General features: G+C 58.2%; 18 protein-coding genes and 1 pseudogene. 4 read left to right on the top strand and 15 right to left on the bottom strand.

Annotated features, from left to right (window positions below; translation table 11 throughout):
- Positions 1 to 22: 22 nt before the first annotated feature.
- Entirely contained in the window at positions 23 to 307 is a 285-nt protein-coding gene (locus ACN0VH_RS18160) for a hypothetical protein (protein WP_417701736.1), read from the bottom strand.
- A 76-nt stretch (positions 308 to 383) separates the two neighbouring features.
- Positions 384 to 1592, bottom strand: a complete 1209-nt coding sequence (locus ACN0VH_RS18155; RefSeq protein ID WP_417701734.1) for an aminotransferase-like domain-containing protein — start codon at positions 1590 to 1592, stop codon at positions 384 to 386.
- Between the two features lie 208 nt (positions 1593 to 1800).
- On the opposite strand from ACN0VH_RS18155, the gene ACN0VH_RS18150 reads away from it, so the two are divergent.
- Positions 1801 to 2571, top strand: coding sequence for a FadR/GntR family transcriptional regulator (locus ACN0VH_RS18150; protein ID WP_417701732.1), 771 nt, complete (start codon positions 1801 to 1803; stop codon positions 2569 to 2571).
- 198 nt (positions 2572 to 2769) lie between these two features.
- On the top strand, positions 2770 to 3102 hold the full coding sequence (locus tag ACN0VH_RS18145) for a GYD domain-containing protein (RefSeq protein WP_417701730.1): 333 nt from the start codon (positions 2770 to 2772) through the stop codon (positions 3100 to 3102).
- A gap of 47 nt (positions 3103 to 3149) precedes the next feature.
- On the opposite strand, the pseudogene ACN0VH_RS18140 reads toward ACN0VH_RS18145, so the two are convergent.
- The 3 genes and pseudogenes from ACN0VH_RS18140 to ACN0VH_RS18130 all read right to left on the bottom strand — a co-directional run.
- Positions 3150 to 3830 (bottom strand): annotated as a pseudogene (locus ACN0VH_RS18140) (BCCT family transporter); the annotation flags it as partial.
- Between the two features lie 488 nt (positions 3831 to 4318).
- Positions 4319 to 5830: an aldehyde dehydrogenase (NADP(+)) gene (locus tag ACN0VH_RS18135; RefSeq protein WP_417701728.1), complete on the bottom strand. Its 1512-nt coding sequence runs from the start codon at positions 5828 to 5830 to the stop codon at positions 4319 to 4321.
- 103 nt (positions 5831 to 5933) lie between these two features.
- Positions 5934 to 6614, bottom strand: coding sequence for a GntR family transcriptional regulator (locus tag ACN0VH_RS18130; RefSeq protein ID WP_278924112.1), 681 nt, complete (start codon positions 6612 to 6614; stop codon positions 5934 to 5936).
- Between ACN0VH_RS18130 and ACN0VH_RS18125 the strand changes: the two genes are divergently transcribed.
- Complete coding sequence (locus ACN0VH_RS18125) at positions 6592 to 7797, top strand: Ldh family oxidoreductase (RefSeq protein ID WP_417701726.1); 1206 nt, start codon at positions 6592 to 6594, stop codon at positions 7795 to 7797. The two genes, ACN0VH_RS18130 and ACN0VH_RS18125, sit on opposite strands and share 23 nt — an antisense overlap.
- A gap of 427 nt (positions 7798 to 8224) precedes the next feature.
- On the opposite strand, the gene ACN0VH_RS18120 is transcribed toward ACN0VH_RS18125, so the two are convergent.
- From ACN0VH_RS18120 to pncA, 8 genes are all read right to left on the bottom strand, one after another.
- Positions 8225 to 9520 (bottom strand): TRAP transporter large permease, encoded by a 1296-nt coding sequence (locus tag ACN0VH_RS18120; RefSeq protein WP_278924110.1) that lies wholly within the window; start codon positions 9518 to 9520, stop codon positions 8225 to 8227.
- A gap of 18 nt (positions 9521 to 9538) precedes the next feature.
- The gene (locus ACN0VH_RS18115) at positions 9539 to 10072 is read right to left on the bottom strand and encodes a TRAP transporter small permease subunit (protein WP_278924109.1); all 534 of its coding nucleotides are present in this window, start codon (positions 10070 to 10072) and stop codon (positions 9539 to 9541) included.
- Between the two features lie 56 nt (positions 10073 to 10128).
- Complete coding sequence (gene dctP, locus ACN0VH_RS18110; protein WP_278924108.1) at positions 10129 to 11193, bottom strand: TRAP transporter substrate-binding protein DctP; 1065 nt, start codon at positions 11191 to 11193, stop codon at positions 10129 to 10131.
- The gene (locus ACN0VH_RS18105) at positions 11190 to 11591 is read right to left on the bottom strand and encodes a proline racemase family protein (protein WP_417701723.1); all 402 of its coding nucleotides are present in this window, start codon (positions 11589 to 11591) and stop codon (positions 11190 to 11192) included. Before ACN0VH_RS18105 ends, dctP begins: the two co-directional genes overlap by 4 nt.
- Positions 11592 to 11623: 32 nt before the next feature.
- The gene (locus ACN0VH_RS18100; protein ID WP_278924172.1) at positions 11624 to 12583 is read right to left on the bottom strand and encodes a dihydrodipicolinate synthase family protein; all 960 of its coding nucleotides are present in this window, start codon (positions 12581 to 12583) and stop codon (positions 11624 to 11626) included.
- Positions 12584 to 13361: 778 nt separating this feature from the next.
- On the bottom strand, positions 13362 to 14651 hold the full coding sequence (gene pncB, locus ACN0VH_RS18095; protein ID WP_278924106.1) for a nicotinate phosphoribosyltransferase: 1290 nt from the start codon (positions 14649 to 14651) through the stop codon (positions 13362 to 13364).
- Between the two features lie 74 nt (positions 14652 to 14725).
- Positions 14726 to 16819 carry a PAS domain-containing hybrid sensor histidine kinase/response regulator gene (locus tag ACN0VH_RS18090; RefSeq protein ID WP_417701721.1) on the bottom strand — a complete coding sequence of 698 codons (2094 nt, stop codon included), beginning with the start codon at positions 16817 to 16819 and terminating at the stop codon, positions 14726 to 14728.
- Between the two features lie 273 nt (positions 16820 to 17092).
- Positions 17093 to 17698, bottom strand: coding sequence for a bifunctional nicotinamidase/pyrazinamidase (gene pncA / locus ACN0VH_RS18085; RefSeq protein ID WP_417701719.1), 606 nt, complete (start codon positions 17696 to 17698; stop codon positions 17093 to 17095).
- Between the two features lie 179 nt (positions 17699 to 17877).
- Here pncA and trhO point away from each other — a divergent pair, with 179 nt between their 5' ends.
- Positions 17878 to 18789 (top strand): oxygen-dependent tRNA uridine(34) hydroxylase TrhO, encoded by a 912-nt coding sequence (gene trhO / locus ACN0VH_RS18080; protein ID WP_417701717.1) that lies wholly within the window; start codon positions 17878 to 17880, stop codon positions 18787 to 18789.
- A 97-nt stretch (positions 18790 to 18886) separates the two neighbouring features.
- Here trhO and ACN0VH_RS18075 read toward each other — a convergent pair whose 3' ends face one another.
- Positions 18887 to 19330 (bottom strand): MerR family transcriptional regulator, encoded by a 444-nt coding sequence (locus ACN0VH_RS18075; protein WP_417701715.1) that lies wholly within the window; start codon positions 19328 to 19330, stop codon positions 18887 to 18889.
- A 1-nt stretch (position 19331) separates the two neighbouring features.
- Positions 19332 to 21632: a heavy metal translocating P-type ATPase gene (locus tag ACN0VH_RS18070; RefSeq protein ID WP_417701713.1), complete on the bottom strand. Its 2301-nt coding sequence runs from the start codon at positions 21630 to 21632 to the stop codon at positions 19332 to 19334.
- Positions 21633 to 21713 lie beyond the last annotated feature (81 nt).

The raw sequence follows: 21713 nt of genomic DNA, 5'->3' as shown, positions 1-21713 counted from the left end.
ATGTGGACGTGCTACCACGCCCCTAACAGTGCAAGATTCCGGTCATGACCGCCTGATCGCCAAGAACTCCGCGCACCTCGCAGCCGCTTACCCGCGCCATGGCGGTGGCGGCCTGTTGGCGCAACGGCCCCAGTCGGGGCGCATATTGCGGATTGACGCGAGTCGCCTCGGCCAGGGTGCCGCGCAGGCGAACCTCAAACCGGCTACCGCCAACCTCAACCAGCGTCGCGGGCACCCCGGCAAAATGCCCCAGCCTGTCAGAACAGGCCGCAAGCCAACATATCAGGACAAGAACAAACCCGCGCATATCCAAGTCAACCTGACGCAATCCAGACGCGAAATCCAGTCAAAACCCCGCGAAGGCGGCGCCCCTACGCCTTGCCCTAGGCCTGTTGCAAGAGACGCCCGAGCCGCTCTACCCCGCTGTGAATCGCCTCTGGCGCCAGCACAGAGAAGCTTAGCCGGAGCGTATTGGCACCGTTGCCATCAGCGAAAAAGGCCGGGCCGGGGACAAAGGCGATATTTTCCTCGTCCAGCGCCCGCACCAGAAGTGCCGCGGCATCAATATGCGCAGGCAGGGTCAGCCAGACGAACATGCCACCTTCGGGGCTGGTCCATGTGATGCCCTGGGGCATATGTGACTGCAGCGCCGCAAGCATGGCATCGCGGCGGTTGCCATAGGCCTGCCGCAGCTGCGCGACATGGGTTTCAAAACAGCGTTCTGCCACCTGATGCACCGCCATCTGGTTCAAGGTCGCCGAGTGCAGGTCTGCCGCCTGCTTCATCAGAACCATCTGTGCGATCACTGGTTTGGCCGCCACCACCCAGCCCAGCCGCAGCCCCGGCGACAAGGTCTTGGAGAAAGAGCCGCAATAGATCGTGCGGCATAGCTCCAGATCACCGCGCCGGGCAATTTCCAGCCCCAGAATCGACGGGATCTGATCGCCGTCATAGCGCAGCGCCTGATAGGCCCCATCCTCGACAATGGCGCAGCCCAGATCTTCGCTCAGATCCAACAGCGCGTCGCGGTCCTGCTGCGACAGGGTCTGCCCGGTGGGATTGGCAAAATCAGGCGACAGATAGGCGAATTTGACCTGACTTCCCGCTGCCTCTGCCGCCTGCCGATAGCTGAGGGCAGATCGGTTGCCCCCCGGATTCAGCTGGTCATAGCGCGGCTCATAGGCGTTGAAGGCCGCCAGCGCCCCCAGATAGGTGGGCCAGCCCACCAGCGCAGTGTCATTTGGCGACAGAAACAGCTTGCCCAGATAGTCCAGCGCCTGCTGAGAGCCCGATGTAATCAGGATGTTGTCGACATCACAGACCACGCCCATCCGCGCCATTTCCCCCCGGATCCACTCGCGCAGCGGCAGATAGCCCTCGCTGAGGGAATATTGCAGCGCCTCGGACTGGCGTTCTGGTGTCAGGCAGTCCTGGAATGCAGCCGAAAACTCCGCCGCCGGAAACAACGCCGGATCCGGGATCCCGCCGGCAAAGGACAAAAGGCCGGGACGGTTCAGCAGCTTCAGCAACTCGCGAATTTCCGAGGCTTTCATCCGCTGGGTTCGGCTGGCAAAGAGCTGTTGCAGCAACATTGGCGTGCTCCGTTTGAGGTTTCCCGATCAACGTAAGAATATTTCAATATGAGTCAATAGTTATGACCTAAAATTTCAAACCTCGCGGCCCCAGCCTTTGATTCCTGCTCGGCGCTTGCAGGCTTGCGCCGGGCGTGGTCATATGTTTTGACCAATTTGCAGCGCCCGCGCCGCTGTACTGCGACATGATGATCAGCCAGAGGCCCCGATGCCGTTTCAGAAAATCCAGCCCGAAAAACTCTCTGCCTCGGTGGTGCACCAGATTGAACAGCTGGTGTTGCGCGGCATCCTCTCTCCCGGCGAGCGCCTGCCATCAGAACGCGAACTGGCCGAGCGCCTTGGCGTGTCGCGCCCCTCGCTACGCGATGCGATCTCGCAGTTGCAGGCGGATGGGTTGCTTTGCGCCAAGGCCGGTTCGGGCATATTTGTCGCCGATGTGCTGGGCTCCGCCTTTTCCCCGGCGCTGATTGAACTGTTTGCCCGCCACGACGAGGCTGTGTTTGACTACCTCGGCTTTCGTCGCGACATGGAAGGGCTGGCAGCCGAACGCGCCGCCAAATTTGGCTCTGACGCAGATCTGAAGGTGATCCAGACCATTTTTGACAAGATGGTCGCCGCCGGAGACCCCTCAGTTTCGGATGCAGCGGCCAATCTGGATGCCCAGTTTCATTCCGCAATCATGGATGCCAGCCATAATGTGGTGATGCTGCACATGATGCGCGCGATGTTTGATCTGCTGCAAAAGGGCGTGTTCTACAATCGCCGTATCATGTTCAGCCGTCACACCACCTACGAGGCGCTATTGGCCCAGCATAGCGCCATCAATGCCGCCCTGCAGGCCCGCGACCCCGCAGGGGCCCGTGCCGCCGTCGAGGCCCATCTGGACTATGTGAAACAATCGCTGATCGACCACCAGCGCAGCCTGCGTAACGCAGAAATTGCCCAGCAGCGGCTAGAACATGAAAGCAGCAAGGGATAGTGCGCTACTCGCGCCAAAGTTCCCAGCGTCTACCTAGCAGCGACGGGTCACTGTGCGCCTTGCTCGGACGTGCAAAAAGGTCGATGGCCGCGCGGTCGCATCAAATTTGTGCTATGATGATCATCAGGGGGACGTCCGCGGACCTCTGGACATGGTGTCTGGGGCCGAGAGGCGCATTGCTCCCTTAGGGAGGCACGAATGCCTAGATTCATTGTAACTGGTAGCTACACATCGTCGGCTATCAAGGCCATGCTGGAGACGCCAAGCGATCGCGAAGCAGCCGCGCGCGCAATAGTCGAAGCCGCAGGTGGCAAGCTTGAGTCCTTCTACCTAACAACGGGCGACAACGATTTCTCGATCAAGGTCACCATAGATGATGTCACTGACCTTATGGCGGGATTGATGGCAACTGCCGCCAGCGGAGCAGTAAGTAACCTGAAGACAATTCGGGCCTTTACAGCAAGTGAATTCACCGAAATCCAAAAGAAGGCGGGCAAGATCGCCGGATCTTACCAAGCGCCGGGTGGCTGAATTTCATAATCGCTGGGGCGGTTTTTGGATTTACCCCAGAGATCTGGGATGAGAACGGCGGATGGCAGCTCTGCAGCGAGGACCACGTTGATTTTGCTAAGCAACTGGATGCCGCGCGTCGGCCCCGTCATCGCCGAAATCGTATAGAGCATGACCAGCCCCGCGACCACCAAGGCTTGCGTGGCAAAGCTGTCCGGGATGCCAAAGAGCGTGTTCAGACCGTAGCTGACCTGTAATCCGAGGAAACCGATCGGCCCCACGGTGCCCGCGACCACGGCGATGATGCAGGATGCATCCGCCGCCAGCCCAATCAGCCCCTTGAGCGCGCGCTCTCCGAACAGCGGATAAAGGAGGGTGCGCAGGGCAAGCGGCAGACCCTTTTCATAGTGGTAATGCATCAGCATCACGGTGGTCAGCGCGCCGAGGATCGCCCAAGCAAGAAAACCCCAATGCATGAAGCTCTGCGCCTGCACAAGCGCGGGCGCGACGGCCTCAGAGGTTCCAGCCTCGGCCCCAAACAACGGCGGCGAAGACAGGAAATGTGCCATCGGCTCCCCCGCGGCCCAAAAGACCCTGCCCCCCAACAACTTGGGTACACATGATCATCGCCCCCCATTGGAAGGTCGAGAACTCTGGCCGAACCAGCCCCCCATCACAGCGCGGCTGCCCGACAGCACGAACAGCACCAGTCCGATCAGGAAGGTGGCCAACAAAAGCACCTGCCAATATGCGTTTCAGCCCGCATGGCTCAGCCGCACTATCTCATCGAAGTGCTGGCCATCGCCGCAGAGAGATAAACGCTCGGCGGTCGAGCGAACCGCCCTGATCAAGCCAATATCAGCCTCTCCTAACATTCGCAGGAGAGGCCGCTACTTTTCTTAACTTTGAGCTGCATGCTACCAGTTAGATGTTGGCAATGAGAATATTGAAAACGACTTGATCGAGCAGCTTCAGGACTTCTCCACGCGGCAGATTAAGTACCGGTTTGCAAGATGCTGTTCGGACGAAGGCCCGCTATCTTATCATGTTCATGCTTCCGCCGAGGGAGACCTCCGTTTGCCTGCGCAAAGTCTTCTTGGTGAAGTTTCTTGAGCGATCCTTTATTGCCCATCTAGCCAAGGTCGCGAAGGTATGTAGCCAGTTCCAACCGAACACGGATGGCCCCGCGCAAATCGAAGCCCCGAGGATATTCATCCTCAGGGCAGGTATTGCCGGTTTACAGGTCTTCCGGCAACAGGCTGTCAGGCATGTCCTGGTAACAAACAGGCCGAAGGAAACGGCGGATTGACAGCGTTCCAACTGAGGTGGCGCCAAAGTTGGTTGACGCCGGATACGGCCCCCCATGAACCATTGCGTCGCTGACCTCAACACCGGTCGGGAAACCGTTGGCCAGAATTCTGCCCGCCTTACGTTCAAGAACCGGCATGAAACCAGCGGCAGCTGCGGCATCTTCGGCATCCACATGCACCGTGCAGGTCAACTGTCCCTGAAGGCTCTGTGCGACCGCAAGCATTTCCTCGACCGTCTCGGCGGTGACAATCACACCAAGCGGGCCAAAGACCTCTTCGGCCAGTTCTTCGTTGTCCAGCCATGCCCTTGCAGTGGTGGCGTATAGATACGGCGTCGCGTTTCGCAGATCGCAACTGGTTGTCAGAACCTCACGAACGCCTGACGCCTGTGCGACACGTCGCTGGCCGCTGCGATAAGCATCAGCAATTCCGTCGGTCAACATTGTTTGTGGCCCCACCTGCGACAGGGAGTCACCTGTGGTTTTGACAAATGCGTCGGCCGCGTCCCCTGCCAGCATCACGGCAACGCCAGGATTAGTGCAGAACTGGCCCGCCCCCATCGTCAACGAGCCGGCCCAGCCTTGTGCGATGGCTTCGCCACGATTTTCAAGCGCCGCTGCAAAGATAAACATCGGGTTTACCGAACCCAGCTCACCAAAAAACGGGATCGGCTCGGGGCGGGCTGCACAGAGATCGAACAGCGCGCGACCACCACCAAGCGATCCGGTAAAACCGACAGCCTTGATCAGGGGATGTTGCACCAAAGCTGCGCCAACCTCACGGTTGCCGCCTTGGATAAGACTAAAGACCCCTGGGTGGGTTCCGCATGTTTTGACAGCCGCACAAATGGCTTCGGCGACGATCTCGCTGGTGCCGGGGTGCGCGCTGTGTCCCTTGACGACAACCGGACAACCGGCGGCCAGCGCTGCAGCAGTGTCCCCGCCCGCGGTGGAAAATGCGAGCGGGAAATTCGATGCCCCGAACACAGCCACAGGACCAACCGGACGCTGGATCAATTGTAGGTCGGACCGGGGCAGCGGCTGTCGATCCGGCAAGGCTTCATCGTGACGATGGTCAAGGTAGTCGCCCTTCAGGATATGGCTGGCAAACAACCGCAACTGGCCCGTGGTCCGGCCACGTTCACCGTTCAGGCGTGCCTCGGGCAGGCCACTTTCCTGCATGCCAATTTCTGTGATCGCCGTGCCACGTGCTTCGATTTCATCAGCAATGGCATTCAGCAGCGCGGCCCGTTCTTTCCGGGTGGAGTATCCGAAACTCCAAAACGCGTCTTCTGCCGCGGCAGCGGCCGCTTCGACATCCGCAATGCGACCGACCGCAAAATTATGTGGTGTTCCCGACGCGGGTTGCGACGAAAAGGTGCCATCCCCGTCGACCCATTTGCCTGCAATCAGGTGTTTTCCATGTGGTGTGAATGTCATCGAGCCCTCTTTTTCTGCTATCTAAGCAAACGGTTTCGCAATTGTGGATAATGTATCCAAAATTGCGAAAGATGCAAGAACCCTCTCAGCCCCCGGTCAGGTTTCAGCCTGTGTCGCCGTTGCGTTTGGCAACCATAAGTTTCAAGAGATTTTCTTTGGTCTGCGAAATATGGTGGGTCAACACCGCGCAAGCCTCTTCCACTTTTCCTTCGCGGGCCAGGGCCAATAGTTCACGGTGCTCTTCCCGGGCCGGATCACGTTGCTTCATAACGCTGAGGTGCATCCGAACGTAGCGATCAGATTGAAGGTTGATGCGCTGCAAAACTTCGTTGGTCAGCCAACGGTTCGCAGGGGCATACAAAGCCGAATGATAATCATAGTTCAACGCCCCCCATTTACCCACGTCATCAGCATCATATGAAGTTTCCATCGCCTCGAGAATCTGTTCGCAGCGGGCAATCTGCGACGCAGACATTACCGGAATAGCGCTCCTGAACAGATCTACTTCGATCAGGATGCGCAGGTCGAAAATCTCGCCAATTTCATCCAGTGAATGTTTGGTGACCGTCGCGCCCTGATTGTTGGTCAGCTGCACCAAGCCTTCGGCATCGAGCCGTTTCAACGCCTCGCGCACAGGCATTCGCGAAACGGTGTATTCTTCTGCCAGCGCCTCTTGCCGGATGGTCGCGCCTTCAGCCAGATCACCATTCAAAATGCGTTCGCGAATGTCGTCGGCGATCACATCAGGAAGACTTTGTCGTTTGATCGCCCGTTTGCCGCCCATTTCACACTCTCTTACGGTTTCGAATTTTGGATACAGTTACCCATTTCGGATTGTTATTCCAAGAAACTATTGCCCGCAGTTACCGACGCCTGCCGGTGGTATGGACAATTGGATGAATTGTATCCATTATCCAATACATACCATTCACGACAGAAAAGTCAAACCGATGCACAACACCGTCAAGATCCCCCTAGAAGAAGTCAAAAGTCTCGCCTTCAACATCCTTACCGGTGCTGGCTACGGCAAAAACCATGCCGAAACTATTTCCGAAATGCTGCACACCTGTCAGCTGGATGATTGTCAGTCGCATGGCTTATTCCGGTTGTTGATGTGCGTTCAAACGATCAAAGCAGGGCAAATCGACGGGCAAGTCGAACCACAGATTGCACATCCCGCAAAGGCCATCATCCAAGCGGACGCACGGGGTGGAATGTCTCTGCTCGCGATGGAAGCCGCCATTCCCCTGCTGATCCAAAAGACCCGCGAATTTGGTATTGCCGCAGTTGCAATCAATCGCTGCTTCCACTTTTCGGCGCTATGGCCCGAAGTTGAACGGCTATCGGCGGCTGGACTTGCCGCGATCGCGATGGTCCCCAGTCATTCATGGGTCGCGCCAGCCGGCGGGACACGTGGGACGCTTGGGACCAATCCGCTCGCCTTTAGCTGGCCGCGCCAGGGCACAACACCATTCACGTTTGATTTCGCGACCAGCGCTTTTGCACGCGGCGAGATTGAGCTTTACAAACGGACCGGGAAACCACTGCCGGAAGGCGTCGCGATCGACAAGAACGGCAACCCGACCACCGATCCTGATGCAGCGCTGGAGGGTGCTATGCTGACCTTTGGTGGCTACAAAGGCTCGGCCCTGTCAATCATGATCGAACTCATGGCAGGCCCGTTGATCGACGATCTGACCAGCTTTGAAAGTATGGAATACGCGCAGGGAAACGGTGGTGCGCCCTACCATGGGGAAATCATTCTGGCCTTTGATCCAGTGCAATTCTCGGGCGGTAAGAGCGACGCCAATAATGCCCGCGCCGAACGGCTGTTTGCCGATATTGTTGATCAGGGCGCGCGGCTGCCGTCACAACGGCGCTATGCCGCACGCGCGCGCAATCTGGATCGCGGCTTTGTCGAAATTTCAGCCTCTCTGTTTGATGATCTACTGGCCCTGTTGCCATAACTACGGCGCAAATCAAAACCGCGATGGCGCATCGGTTGCCATCGACAGTCCTAGATCAGCACCCAATATCAGGTCCGTCACCAGTTCTGCGGTCGCCGCAGACTGGGGCAGACCAAGATGCCCATGATCAAGCATAAAATACGTTTACCCAGTCCGGCGTGTGATCGGGATGGGTGAAGCGCGGGTACAGACCAGGCTCGATCTCCGCAATTGCCTCGGGGCTTTGCAGATGATCGAACCCAACGCCATGACAGCGGCGCGGCCAATGGCACCACATCGGTAAAGGCAAAGGCCCCGGCACTAGCCGCCGAGGCCCCCTGCGCGACGCCAGCAAGGTCCAGCACCCGCGCGCTGCAACCTTGCAGCTTCCGGGCGGCGCTGATGCCGAGACCTCTTGCGCCTATGACGATTACGTCGCGCTGCCCCACTAGAGGCCCACAAGGACAGAGGGCAGCCATGTCACCAAGGCGGGGAAGAGAATGATCACGACCAAGACCAGCATCTGCGCACCAACAAAGGGGAGCACACCACGATACATCTGCCCGTAGGTCATACTGCTCGGTGCGATTGAACGCAGATAGAAGATCGATGGGGCCATGGGCGGTGTCAGATACGAGGTCTGGATGACCACAAGAACCATCATCGCGAACCAGATTGGATCAATACCGGCGCTTTTTACGATCGGAGCAAAGATCGGAACGAAGATCAGAACAATCGACACCCAATCCAGCACAAAGCCGGAAAAGAAGACCACTGTCAGGAAAAACACGATAATTCCGACATTGCCATAGCCGATTGTTTCAACCGTATCGCGGACCAAATCCCCCCCGCCAGTGACCGCAAAAATGCTGGTGAACATGGTGCCACCCGCAATGATAAGCATGATCATTGCCGTGATCCTCAGGGTCACCCCAAGAGAATCCATCAGCAGTTTCACGGTCAGTTCGCGAAACATCATCGTCAACACCAGCGTACCTGCGGCGCCGACAGCGGCGGCTTCTGTTGCTGATGCGATACCCGCCAAAAGAGAACCAAGCACCATGACAATGAGCGCAAGCGGCGGCAACATCGCCGTCAGCGATACCGACACCTTTTCCTTCAAGGGGATTGCGCGGTCCTGGGTCGGCAAGGGCGGCGCATCAGCTGGATGTCGCAGGCTACGGATCAGAATGTAGCCGACAAAGAAGGCCACCATCAAAATGCCCGGGAAGATAGAAGCCGCGAAAAGCTGGCCAATCGAAAGCTGGGCAATAGAGGCATAGACAACCACGATAACGGAGGGCGGAATAATCGTGCCCAATGATCCACCTGCGCAAATCGTACCCGCGATCAAATCATTTTTGTAGCCCGCTTTCATCATTGGCGGGATTGCCATTAACCCGACGACAATTTCAACCGCACCAACAACGCCAGACGCGGCGGCAAAAATTGCACACATCGTAATCGTTGAAAGCGACAAACCACCTGGAAGACCGCCGAGCCAAAGCTGCAGCGCATAAAACAATCGCCGCGCAATGCCGGATCGTTCAAGGACTGCGCCCATAAAGATGAACAGCGGAATCGCCGCCAATACGAAATTCGACGCGGTGCTCAGCAACGGGCCGTAGAGTTGAAGAAAGATCAGATCACCGAACACGAAATAGCCAAAACTCACTGCGATAATCATCAGTGAAAAGGCGACTGGAATTCCAGCAAAGACAAGCACAAACAGTGCGGCAAACATCAGCAGGGGTATCATCTATCAGATCTCCAACTCGGTTATTTCGGACTCGGCGGTTCCGGGTTGTTTTTGACCAGAGAGGTATTTTACCGCTTCGGCAACGAACTGCAGCGAAAAGGCAAAAAGCCCCAGCGCAATTACCGCGTAAAATGGCCAGACCAGTGGAGCCCAGGGGCTGACCGCTTCAACTTCGGCTGTGGTAAAGGCCTTGAGTGCTTTGGTTGCGGCGACCCAAGTGAATGCAAATGAGATAGGGGCCATCACCAGCAGATAGACCGACCCATTCAGAAGTTGCTGAACACGCATGGGGAATTTTTGCGACAGAAAATCGATGCGCACATGCGCGTCTTCTTGCAGCGAATAGGCCGCGCCAAGCAGAAAGATGGACCCGTTCAACATGTAGGAAATGTCAAAAGCCCACAAAGTCGGGGCGCCGAATGCATATCGTGCCACGACTTCGTAAAGCATCGCAACGATCAGAGCAAAGATGGCCAAGCGGCCAAAAAAACCCAACGCTTCTGAAAATCGTTCACAGAGGTTTTGTAAAAGTGCCATGTGGGCCTCCTGACAGGGTGGTCGGCGTTGCTGCCGACCACCCGGATTTTGATGCGTTACTCAGCGGTGTCACGAACAAGATAGTTCGTGTTCTTTGCCCAGTTCGATTGGTATGCCAAGTAGCTATCAAGCACGTCCTGCATCCGCTGGCTTCCTGCATCGCTTTGGGCTTTGGCTTCGCTCTGCGCCCAGCCCCGGCCCGCTTCGCGGATCTTTTCGGATTCTGCGCGATCCATCACGACCAGCTCGACATTGGTTTCGCGAAAATCGGCCATGGCCCGTACATCACTGTCACCGAAACGGGTATACCCTTCATATGTTGTCAGTTTTGCCGCGGCTGTGATCAACGCCTGCAAATCCTCTGGAAGCGCGTCCCACGTCTCTTCCTTTACAAACACTTCCCACAGGAACGATGGCTGGTGGACACCAGGCATGATCATATAGGGGGCAACTTCGTGGAAACCTTCGGTGATATTCGCACCCGGAGTAGACCATTCAATCGCATCCACGCCTTTGCGTTGCAGCAGGGTGTAGATTTCATTCCCCGGCACAACCGTCGGAACCCCGCCAAATTCGTTCTGCAGAACTTCGGCAAAGGCACCGGAAGTACGGAACTTTACCCCGGCAAGATCTTCGACCGTTTCAATTTTCACGTTCGAATGCGCCATGATTTCAGAGGTGCCGATACCGACAACAATGCTGTGCAATCCCATCTCTTCACGACGGAATTCCTGCAACATTTTTTCGCCGCCACCTTCATAGACCCAGTGCAATGTCGCTTCTGCGGACATCCCACCAGGGAAACTGGCAAAGATCGCATTGGTGGCATCCTGATTGACCAGATAAGAGGGGGTCGAATGCCCTGCTTCAACGATGCCATCCTGCACGGTTTCATATGCTTTGAACGCAGGGGCCAGAACACCCGCCCCAAACGATTTGATTTCGACCCGGCCCTGCGTAAGGGTGTCGACGTTGCCAACAAACCGTTCCATGAAGTTTTGGTAAAGAAACGACCCCTCACCAACGCCGGCGGTCATTTTCCATTCGACTTCAGCCGCCTGAACGGGGCTTGAAATTGCAAGAGCAATTGCCCCTGCGGTAACAAAGTTGGATATCTTCATGTTGTCCTCAGATCTGTTGAACGTTGAAGCATGGCACCATTGGAGCATGCAATATTGCTGCGGCCGAATTGCTTCCGGCTCTGGTTATTAAGGGCGTCGGAGATGCCGTTTTTATGGGGATCGTCCGTGTTGAAATGCAGCATGGCTGCCGCGCGATGAGTGCGAAGGCGCGCAATGTCGGTGATGGAGACCGTATTTGCACCGGACAGGCAGTTCTCGACAACGCCAACGACACAACCGGGATCGACAGGATCATCCAATAGCGCACCGACCATCGCAGTCTGACCGCGAGGTTCCATCGTCACGGACTGGTAAAAATCTCTGCGCTGCGTTGCAAACACTTTCGCGCGTTCCGACAAAGGCCCCGACCCAAAGTCGGGGCCACCACTCAGGATCATGCGGGCTGGCTCCCCGCCTGTGTGGTTGTCGATTACATGCATTCGGTAATAATCCCACCCTGCTTGGACCAGTCAGCAAACCATGTCTGGAACAGGGCGTATTGCTGTTCGCAGTAGTTCCGCTGCGCATCCGACAGGGCATCGGTTTCGTTGAAATGCAGGCGGTATTCTTCTTCGCCATTCAGCACGAGAAGGTATTTGTAGAACAACACAAGATCCGTGCCTTCATCAAAACTGGACAGAACGCCGAAGGCTTCTTCCAGTTCCAATGCCCGCATCCGCGCTTCGGCATGTCCGGCAGCTGCTTTTTGCGACAACGCAGCCAACAACAAAGCCTCTTTTGGCAGCGCTGTACCGATCCCCGTAATCGAGCCCGTTGCGCCGCAATTGACGAAACCGTGAAAAACCTCGGTATCAACACCAACCATCAATGTGACCTGATCGTCCTGCGAGGTAATATGCTCTGCTGCATATCTCAGGTCATCTTTTCCGCCGAATTCTTTGAAGCCGATCAGATTTGGATGCTCAGACCGCAGTGCAAAGAACAGATCGGCCCGGGTGGCAAACCCGTATACGGGGCTGTTGTAAATCACAGCCGGCACATCCGGTGCCGCGCTCAGGATCGACTTGAAATGGTTCTTTTGTGCGATGGGCGATAAACCACGCGACAGAACCCGCGGAATAACCATCAGACCTGCCGCGCCGACGGCTTGGGCATGGGCTGCATGCGCTGTTGCAACTTTTGAATTGATCGCGCCAGTGCCGACAACAACCGGAACGCCTGCCTTCACCAGCCTTTCAACGCCTTCCATCCGCTGTTCATCCGAAAGCAACGGCCAATCCCCCATGGAACCACAATAAACAACGGCGGACATCCCTGCCGCGATCATCTCGGTTCCTTTCTTGACCAGCGCGTCGAAATCAGGCGTGCGGTCGGCTTTGCACGGCGTCATCAACGCGGGCATCGTTCCGGAGAAGATATTGGACATAATAGTTTTCCTTCGCATCAAAATGGGCTCGCTTTCGAGCTGTAGCTGGCTGCATCGCAACATCTGCCTTCGCAGGAATTCATCCTGGTGAAGCTGTTCCCAACGCATTCTCACGCGCCGTGCAGCCCCGGTTTTGTGGTTCCCCTTTTGCATAATGGATGTTGTATCCAAAATCCATACCTAAATTTTCTGGACCGTGTTCAGGCCCATCCGGCTTGCCGAATGGCCGCCCAATAAGCGCCTGAATACCCTGTATTCACATGTTTTAGCTTAGAAAAATATGCAGAAGCCCAAATCACATACGCCCGCTTCCCCGCTGCTGGCTCTGCGATCTCTGGCGCTCCGTTACCCGAATGTCTGACGATTCTCTTCTTCATCATCACTCAGGGAACAACAGCGGCAAAAAGCCACGAGTTGAAACAGTTCCGCCGTAGCTGCTCCGCCCCGTCCCCTGGTTTGAACAGACTCCTATTGCGCGGACCATGCGGGGCAACCGACGAATTTCTCCTCGCCGCGACCGCCTAAAACCCCCGCAAACTGGCCGAGATTTATCCTGCACCGCAGCAAACGAGAAAAGCCTAAAGAAACGGCGTTCGCGCCACCCTCAAAGCCTATTTTTCTGCACCAGCAACACGCTGTTTTTCCACCGAGCGGGCTGACAGCAGTCATTGGTCATATTCGGGCAAGGGTTCGCGTCGCCCGCTTTGCGGACATTGACCTGCCCCCCAAATAGCTCGCACCGGGGGCGGTCTGTCTAATGCCGTATCGCTGCCTCGCCAAATCAGACGATCACGTCTTGGCGTTCTTGCGCGCCCACCTCGAAAACACGTTTGTAGCGAGCGATTTCAGCCGCAGGGCCCATGGCCTTTTCCGGATTGTCCGACAATTTCACAGTGGGTTTGCCATTGGCAGAGATCGCCTTGCAAACCAATGAGAAAGGCGCAAGCGCATCCCCTGGCACCAGACCGCGGAAATCATTGGTCAGCAGGGTGCCCCAGCCAAAGGAAACCTTGGTGCGGCCCGCAAATTGCCCCTGTAGTTCGGCAATCTTGTCCACGTCCAGACCATCCGAGAAAATCACGCGCTTGCCCTGCGGGTCCTCGCCGCGGTCCTGCCACCACTTGATCGCCACCTCTGCCCCGGCTGCCGGATCACCGCTGTCGATGCGAATGCCTGTCCAGCCTGCCAGCCAGTCGGGCGCATGGTCCAGAAAACCCTGGGTGCCATAGGTATCGGGCAGGATGATGCGCAGGTTGCCGTCATGTTCCTCATGCCAATCCGACAGCACGTCGTAGGGAGCGCGCGCCAAGGCGGCATCATCCGCCGCCAGGGCGGAATAGACCATAGGCAGCTCATGCGCGTTGGTGCCGATGGCCTCGACCTCGCGCCGCATCGCAATCAGGCAGTTCGAGGTGCCGGTGAATTTACTACCCAGCCCTTCGCGCATCGCCTGTACGCACCAATCCTGCCAAAGAAACCCATGCCGCCGACGGGTGCCAAAATCTGCAATGCTCAGCCCATCGATATCACGCAGGCGTTCGATCTTTTCCCAGACGCGGGTCATGGCGCGGGCATAAAGCACCTGCAATTCAAACCGGCCCATGTCGTTCAGCACCGCCCGCGAGCGCAGCTCCATCAGCACCGCCAGGGCTGAAATCTCCCAGAGCATGACCTCGTGCCATTTGCCTTCAAAGGTCAGCTCATACTGATCGCCAATGCGTTCCAGATGATAGGCCGGCAGGCGCAGGCCTTCGAACCACTCCATGAAATCCGAACGGAACATCTGGCGCTTGCCGTAAAAGGTATTGCCGCGCAGCCAGGTGCTTTCGCCACGGGACAGCGACAAAGAGCGGATGTGGTCCAACTGCTCGCGCAGCTCTCCCTCGTCGATCAGTCGGGCCAGCGGCACCGATGTCGTCCGGTTGATCAGAGAGAACGTGACCTCGGTGTCCGGCTTGTTGCGAAACACTGATTGGCACATCAGAAGTTTATAAAAGTCCGTATCAATCAGCGACCGGATGATCGGATCGATCTTCCATTTGTGATTGTAGACGCGGGTTGCGATATCCACCGGCGGCCTCATGCAAGTTGGGTCAAGGATTGATAGGCTAGGCCACCGGTCAGAGCAAGGCAATCAGGGCGCGATCAGCCCGCGCGTGGCCGCCGCGCCTTATCGCTCCAATAGGTTGCCAGGACATCCTGTAGCTGTCTTCGGTTCACCGGCTTGGTCACAAATTCGTCCATGCCCACTGCCAGGCAGGCCTTGCGGTCGGTGTCAAAGGCATTTGCCGTCAATGCGATGATTACCGGCTGCGGCTGCGGCCAGGACCGGATGATCTGCGTCGCCTCCAGCCCGTCCATCACGGGCATGCTCACATCCATCAGGATAATGTCCGGCTTGAAATGCTCTGCCTTGTCCACCGCCTCGGCACCGTCATGGGCAAATTCCAGCTCCAAATCGGCGTCTTTCAGGAATTTCTGGATCAACAGGCGATTGACCCGGTTGTCCTCGGCGACCAAGAGCCGCAGCCCGGCCAGCTCATCCTCGCGGCTCCCCGCTTCTGGTGCCAGCGAAAGGGCAGCTTCAACGCTGTCGGTGGCAGCGTCAAATGGCAGAACCAGCGTAAAACAGGACCCCGCCCCAATTTCCGAACTGACGGCAATCCGCCCGCCCATGGCCTCGGCCAGACGCCGCGAAATCGCCAACCCCAACCCCGAGCCGCCAAAGCGGCGGCTGATGGCCGCATCTGCCTGCGAGAAGCGCTCAAAAATCCTGGTGAGCATATCCTTCGGAATGCCAATCCCGGTGTCGGACACCGCACAGTGCAGCAACACGCCCGCATCCTTGGTGGGTTCCACCTCGACAGAGACCTTGACCCGGCCTTTTTCGGTGAACTTGATGGCGTTGCCCACCAGGTTGATCAAAATTTGTCGCAGCCGGTGATCATCCCCATGAAGGGATCTGGGCAGATCAGCATCCTGCTCGACGATCAACTCCAGCCCCTTGATCTCTGCCTGACTGCGCAGCAGGCGCACGGTCTCGTCAAAACAGGCCTGCAGGTCAAAATTTGTTGGGCTCAGGGTGATTTGCCCTGCCTCCAGCTTGGACAGATCCAGAATATCATTGATCAAGGCCAGCAGCGTCCGGGCAGAGCTGAGAATAGTATCGGAGTAAAGCTTCTGGTCCTCGTCCAGGTCGGTTTCTTCCAGCAGTTGCGCCATGCCGATCACCCCATTCATCGGGGTGCGGATTTCGTGGCTCATCGTGGCCAGAAAGTCCGATTTGGCGCGCGCGCCTTCTTCTGCGGCGCGGCGGGCATCGTCCAGCTTTTGCGCGTTTTGTTTGGTCGCCGTGATGTCCCGTTCAATGGCGATATAAGAGGTCACCTCGCCTTGGTGATTCTGGATAGGCACTTGATTGGTTTCGATCCAGATCCCGTGGCCCTCCTTGTGCAGGTTCAACACCTGCACCCGGATTGGGCGGGCCGCAGTCCGGCAGTCTTCGATCAACTGAATGGCGGCCGGATCGGTATCAGGGTGGTTCAACAACGTTCCAAGATTGCGCCCGACGGTTTCACCAAAGCTATGGCCGGTAATGCGGGTAAAGGCCTCATTCACCCATTGCGCCACGCCATTTCGATCCACAAGGATAACGCTGTCATTGGCGTGACGGGCCACCAGGGCCAGTTTCTTGGCTTCGGCCTGCTGTTCTACCAGGCGTTCATATGCCCCTTCCAGTTCCTGCTGTTGCAGCGCCTGGGTCAGCAGAATGCTCCGCGTTCGGGCAAAACTGCGGGTCACAAAAATTAAAAACCAACCCAGCCCAGCATAGAGAATCGCCAGGCCGGCCACCTGCAACTGTACCTGCTGGTGGCCCACATCAACCATATCAACAAAAAGTAGAACCACTGGCGTCAGCGAAAAGATAGTGAGCCGCGCGATCGCTGCCGGGCGGTGATAGGGAAACACCAATCCAACATTAATGGCGGTTCCCACCAACAGGCAGATGGTAAAGACAGAGGCAATCTCATCCGGGTTGACCTCGCCCCCCATCAAGGCATTGCCCCAAGCGGGTGTTGTGGCGCAAAGGGCCACAGCGCCTCCATGCAGCAAGGCTGTCCCGGTGGTAATCCGTCGCCAGACCAGCCCGGACGCACCGGCGCTGACCCGTTTATATCCCAGACGCAAGCAAGTTGCTTCGATCGCTTCGGCCAAAAGGGCAACTGTCAGGGCGATCACGGCTGCCTGCAGTGAAACAATACCCCAGAGAATCAGGCTACCCACGACATAAAAGGCGACACGCGACCACAATATCCTGATTTGACCGCGGGCATACCGCAGGAATAGCCCATCAGGGCTATATCTCTCGTGATGTAGGTCCAGCGGTCTTGTCACAGCCCCACTTTCCTGGTCCCTCGTCATGCCTGCCTGTTGCCTCCGCGCAATGCCAAATTCATAGGCTTGCAATGTTTCAAATTCCCTAAAGCCCGCCTGCGCCCGCGCGTTGGGGTATTAGGCTGGACCAGTCGGCAACTGCACCCCAGCGGCATGCATATCTGCAAGGGCACGTTTCAGGGATCCGTCCAGATCAATGGCCCGACAGGCTGAAAGTTCGACACTGACATCAAACCCCAGTTTTGCTGCATCCATTGCCGTGTAGGCAACGCAGAAATCGGTCGCCAGACCAACCAGCGTCAGCTCTGTGATGCCCCGCGTCCGCAAATAGCCCTCAAGCCCGGTTGGGGTCTGTTGGTCGTTTTCAAAAAAGCCCGAATAGCTGTCGATGTGGCGGCGAAAGCCCTTGCGCAGAATCAGATCGCCGCTGGTGTCCAGATCCGCATGGAAACTGGCCCCCTTGCGGCCCTGCACGCAGTGATCCGGCCACAAGACCTGGGTGCCATAGGCCATTTCAACCAGATCGAACGGTGCCTTTCCCGCATGTGAACTGGCAAAGGAAGAATGCCCCGCCGGATGCCAATCCTGGGTCAGGATCACGGTTTCAAAATCTGCCATCATGGCATTGATTGGCGCCACGACGGCGTCGCCATCGGGCACGGCCAGGGCGCCACCGGGGCAAAAATCATTCTGTACATCAATAACGATCAGTGCCTGTGACATCTGTTCCACTCCTCACGGTAATACCAGCTTTTACCCGGCTGCAATCTTTATGGGAACCGTGTCGTCACGCCACACTGGAAATACGCCACTCCCTCCGGCAGAACGGGCATATTGCCGCAATATTTCCGTGCACAATTGGTTTTCCTTGAAAAATCTGCCGCGTGGTTCTAAGGCGCGGTATGTACAGAATCGCAGCTCTCTATCACTTCACCCGCTTCACCGATCCCGCCGCCCTGAAACCGGCGCTGCTGGATCTTTGCCTGCAACAACAGGTCACCGGTTCTTTGCTGCTTGCGCAGGAAGGTATCAATGGCACCATCGCAGGCCCTGCCAGCGGAATCGAGGCGGTGCTGAGCCATATCAAGGCGCTGCCCGGCTGCGCTGATCTGGAGTGGAAAGAGGCGACAAGCGATCACGCCCCCTTTGGCAAGATCAAGGTGCGTCTTAAAAAAGAGATCGTCACCATGGGGCAGCCCGATGTCGATCCCAAGGCCAGGGTTGGCCACTATGTCGAACCAGAAGACTGGAACGATCTGATCCGGGCCGAGGATGTCGCGGTCATCGATACCCGCAACGACTATGAGGTCAAGATCGGCACCTTTGAAGGTGCCATTGACCCTGAAACGGCCAGTTTCCGTGAATTCCCCGCCTGGTGGCAGGCCAATAAGGATCGCTTTCACAACAAGCGGGTGGCGATGTTCTGCACCGGCGGCATTCGCTGTGAAAAATCGACCAACTATCTGCTGAGCCAAGGGGTAGAGGACGTCTATCACCTGAAGGGGGGCATTCTGCGCTACCTGGAAGAAACCCCGCCCGAAGAGAGCAGCTGGCAGGGCGAATGCTTTGTCTTTGACAACCGCGTATCGGTTGGCCACGGACTGGTCGAAGGCCCGCATGAATTGTGCCACGGCTGTCGCCGCCCGATCGTGCCCGAAGACAAGGCTCACCCCAGTTTTGAACTCGGTGTGTCTTGCCATCAGTGCATTGACGAAACCTCAGAGGCCGACAAGGCGCGCTTTCGTGAGCGGCAGAAACAGATGCACCTGGCCCGCGAACGTGGCGAAGCCCATCACGGTGGGCGCAGCGTCTGAAGACGGCGACAAGACCCAGCCCCCACAGGGCAACAGGCTTGAATTTCGCCTTTCACGAAGAACGCCCCCCGATCGCGCGGCCTGCTTGTGTCATGCTCTAGCTGCCGATTGATCGGTCGCTGCCTACCTCGTGATCGGTCAGGCATTCAGAATGGTTGCGCAGCACCTCCAACACCCGGCATTGCGCCACAGAATCCTGGCCGCAGTCGCTGATCATCCGCTTCAGTTCAAGCTGAAGCGCCTGCAACCGGGCAATGCGATCCTCCACCTGTTTCAGCTGCCGCTGCGCAATCGAATCCGCATCAGCGCAGGACTGGGCCGGATTATCGGCCAGATCCAACAAATCGCGAATGGCATCCAGCGAGAACCCCAATTGCCGCCCATGCCGAACAAAGGCCAGGCGATCCAGTTCCGCTAGGTCATAGCGCCGCTGGCCGCCCTCGCTGCGGGCGGGTTCAGGCATCAGGCCGATGGTCTCGTAGTAGCGGATCGTCTGCACCTTGGTGCCGGTGCGTTTGGCCAGTGCGCCAATGGTCAGCATATCAAATCTCCTTTACGCGCAGCAGTCGCAGCGCATTGGCCACAACCAGCAGCGACACCCCAACATCCGCGGCAATCGCCCCCCACATGGAGGCCAGGCCAAAGACGGTTGCCAGGGCAAATGCCAATTTGGTCACCAACGAGACCGTGACGTTCTGCCGGATCACCGCCATGGTACGACGCGAGTGCCGCAGCAGCCAGGGCAGGCGGCTGATGTCATCGCTCATCAAGGCGATATCGGCGGTCTCGATGGCGGCATCAGATCCCACGGCCCCCATCGCCACAGCAAAATGCGCCCGCGCCATCGCCGGGGCATCATTGACCCCGTCCCCGACCATGGCCACCATCTTATGCTCTTTGGTCAGTCGCTCGATCACCGCCAGCTTGTCGCCCGGCAGCAGCTCTGCGTGGATTTCGTCGATGCCGGTTTCAACCGCGACGGCCCGGGCCGTGACCGCATTGTCACCGGTCAGCATCACCACCTTCTTGACGCCAAGCCGGTGCAGCGCCGCCACCGTCTCGCGGGCCTCAGGGCGCAGCCGGTCCCGCAGGGCGATCAGCCCTAACAGCCCGCTATCGGTACCCACAACAACCAGGGTGGCGCCTGCCGCCTCGATCTCGGCCATCTGCGCCATTGGCAGCGCCGCTTCGAACCCTTTTTCAACGGCGAACCGGGGCGAGCCCAGCCAGAGCGCGCGGCCCTGAAACTGCCCCTCGACGCCGCGTCCCGGCACGGTCCGGCTGCCGCTGGCCGCCACGACGGCAACCCCCTGCTGCTGCGCCTCGGCCAGAATGGCCTGCGCCAGAGGGTGCGAGGCCCGTGCCTCCAGTGCGGCGGCAGCCTGCAACAGATCCGCCGCATCGCCCCCCCCAAGCGGGTACAGGCCGCTCACTTCCGGGCGGCCCTCGGTCAGGGTGCCGGTCTTGTCCAGGGCGACGGCGTCCAGTCGGCCTGGGGCCTCTATATAGGCACCGCCCTTGATCAGAACCCCAGCCCGCGCCGAGGCAGCAAGGGCGGCAACAATCGACACTGGTGTAGAAATCACCAATGCGCAGGGGCAGGCGATAACCAGCAGCACCAGCGCATTATAGACCCAAAAGCCCCAGTCGCCCCCCATCAGCACCGGCGGCAACACCGCCAGCGCCATGGCCAGCCCCATGACCACAGGGGTATAGATACGGGCAAATCTGGTGACCCATTGTTCCACTGGGGCACGCCGCGCGTGGGCTTCGCCCACCATGCGGGTGATCTTGGCCAGCACCGTGTCGCTTGCAGCCTTGCTGGCCGCCACCGTCAGGCTGCCCTCACCATTGATGGTGCCGGCATAGACCTCGTCCCCGGCCTCTTTGGGCACGGGGGCGCTTTCGCCGGTGATGGGCGCTTGATCAACCTCTCCGGCGCCGGCAATCACCTGCCCGTCCAGCGGGATCCGGTCACCGCCCCGCACCACAAAATGCTGCCCGATCTGAACCTCGGCGGCGGGCATCTCTGTCTCCCGTCCATCAGCGGCAAGCACCAGCGCCGTAGGGGGCGCCAGGTTGAGCAGGGCCGCCACTGCCGTGCGTGCCCGCCCAACGCTCCAGGATTCCAGCGTCAGCGACAGGGCAAAGAAAAAGGCAACTGTGGCGGCTTCGAAATATTCCCCAAGGGTCAGCGCACCAGCCACCGCCACCACCATCAACAGGTTCATATCGGGGGCAAGATTGCGCAGCGCATACCAGGCCTTGGGCAGCACCAGCCAAACCCCCAGCAGGATCGCCACAAGAAAAAGCGCCAATTCCGGCAGTGGCACCGGCTGCGCGCCATGGCTGGCAAAGAGCTGCCCCAAGCCACCTGCGCCAGAGTGGCCAATATGCCAGGCCAGGCCAGCCGCCCAAAACCCGGCACTTGCGCCGGTGAACCGTTTTTGCCGGGTCAGATGCGCCGCCTGATCGGCCGTGGCACTGGCGTCGTCCCATGGGGTGGCCCGCATGCCCGTCTGTGCCACCAGGCGCAGCACCTCGGCATCGGCAATCGGCGTGGCCGTGGCCAGCAGTGTCATCCGTCCGTTCAGCACATCAAAGCCGAGCTGCGCTGCCCCGCCCACCGCGCCCCCCAGTGCCCGGTTCAAAATCGCCACTTCTTCGGCGCAATCCAAACCATTCACCCGAAAGCTGCGCCCCGCTTTCATCTGGCCCGCATCCATCACGGGCACCGCCCCGGCACTGCCACAGCAGCCCCCGGCCACAGCGGTAGTCTGATCGGGATCCTGTGCGGCAGGCGTGATATCGGCAGAGCGGGGGGAACAGCAGTTTTGGGACATGGTCTGGCCTCGGAATTTGTAAAGACCTCCCCTAGATAGACCCTTCAGCGACTAGAGGTTCAAGACCTATTTCAAAAAGCT

It is taken from the genome of Pseudophaeobacter sp., assembly GCF_048267565.1.
Classification (GTDB): domain Bacteria; phylum Pseudomonadota; class Alphaproteobacteria; order Rhodobacterales; family Rhodobacteraceae; genus Pseudophaeobacter; species Pseudophaeobacter profundi.
The sequence above is the reverse complement of the archived record's forward strand: the minus strand, read 5'-3'. Positions and strand labels throughout refer to the sequence as shown.

Bases quoted from the DNA above. Each gene is read 5' to 3' on its own strand.
- ACN0VH_RS18120 (WP_278924110.1), bottom strand. From the start codon at position 9,520: ATGTTTGCCGCACTGTTTGTGCTTGTCTTTGCTGGAATTCCAGTCGCC.
- ACN0VH_RS18105 (WP_417701723.1), bottom strand. From the start codon at position 11,591: ATGATCCTGAGTGGTGGCCCCGACTTTGGGTCGGGGCCTTTGTCGGAA.
- ACN0VH_RS18135 (WP_417701728.1), bottom strand. From the start codon at position 5,830: ATGACATTCACACCACATGGAAAACACCTGATTGCAGGCAAATGGGTC.
- dctP (WP_278924108.1), bottom strand. From the start codon at position 11,193: ATGAAGATATCCAACTTTGTTACCGCAGGGGCAATTGCTCTTGCAATT.
- ACN0VH_RS18160 (WP_417701736.1), bottom strand. From the start codon at position 307: ATGCGCGGGTTTGTTCTTGTCCTGATATGTTGGCTTGCGGCCTGTTCT.
- ACN0VH_RS18155 (WP_417701734.1), bottom strand. From the start codon at position 1,592: ATGTTGCTGCAACAGCTCTTTGCCAGCCGAACCCAGCGGATGAAAGCC.
- ACN0VH_RS18150 (WP_417701732.1), top strand. From the start codon at position 1,801: ATGCCGTTTCAGAAAATCCAGCCCGAAAAACTCTCTGCCTCGGTGGTG.
- pncA (WP_417701719.1), bottom strand. From the start codon at position 17,698: ATGTCACAGGCACTGATCGTTATTGATGTACAGAATGATTTTTGCCCC.
- ACN0VH_RS18145 (WP_417701730.1), top strand. From the start codon at position 2,770: ATGCCTAGATTCATTGTAACTGGTAGCTACACATCGTCGGCTATCAAG.
- ACN0VH_RS18130 (WP_278924112.1), bottom strand. From the start codon at position 6,614: ATGGGCGGCAAACGGGCGATCAAACGACAAAGTCTTCCTGATGTGATC.
- ACN0VH_RS18115 (WP_278924109.1), bottom strand. From the start codon at position 10,072: ATGGCACTTTTACAAAACCTCTGTGAACGATTTTCAGAAGCGTTGGGT.
- ACN0VH_RS18075 (WP_417701715.1), bottom strand. From the start codon at position 19,330: ATGCTGACCATTGGCGCACTGGCCAAACGCACCGGCACCAAGGTGCAG.
- ACN0VH_RS18070 (WP_417701713.1), bottom strand. From the start codon at position 21,632: ATGTCCCAAAACTGCTGTTCCCCCCGCTCTGCCGATATCACGCCTGCC.
- trhO (WP_417701717.1), top strand. From the start codon at position 17,878: ATGTACAGAATCGCAGCTCTCTATCACTTCACCCGCTTCACCGATCCC.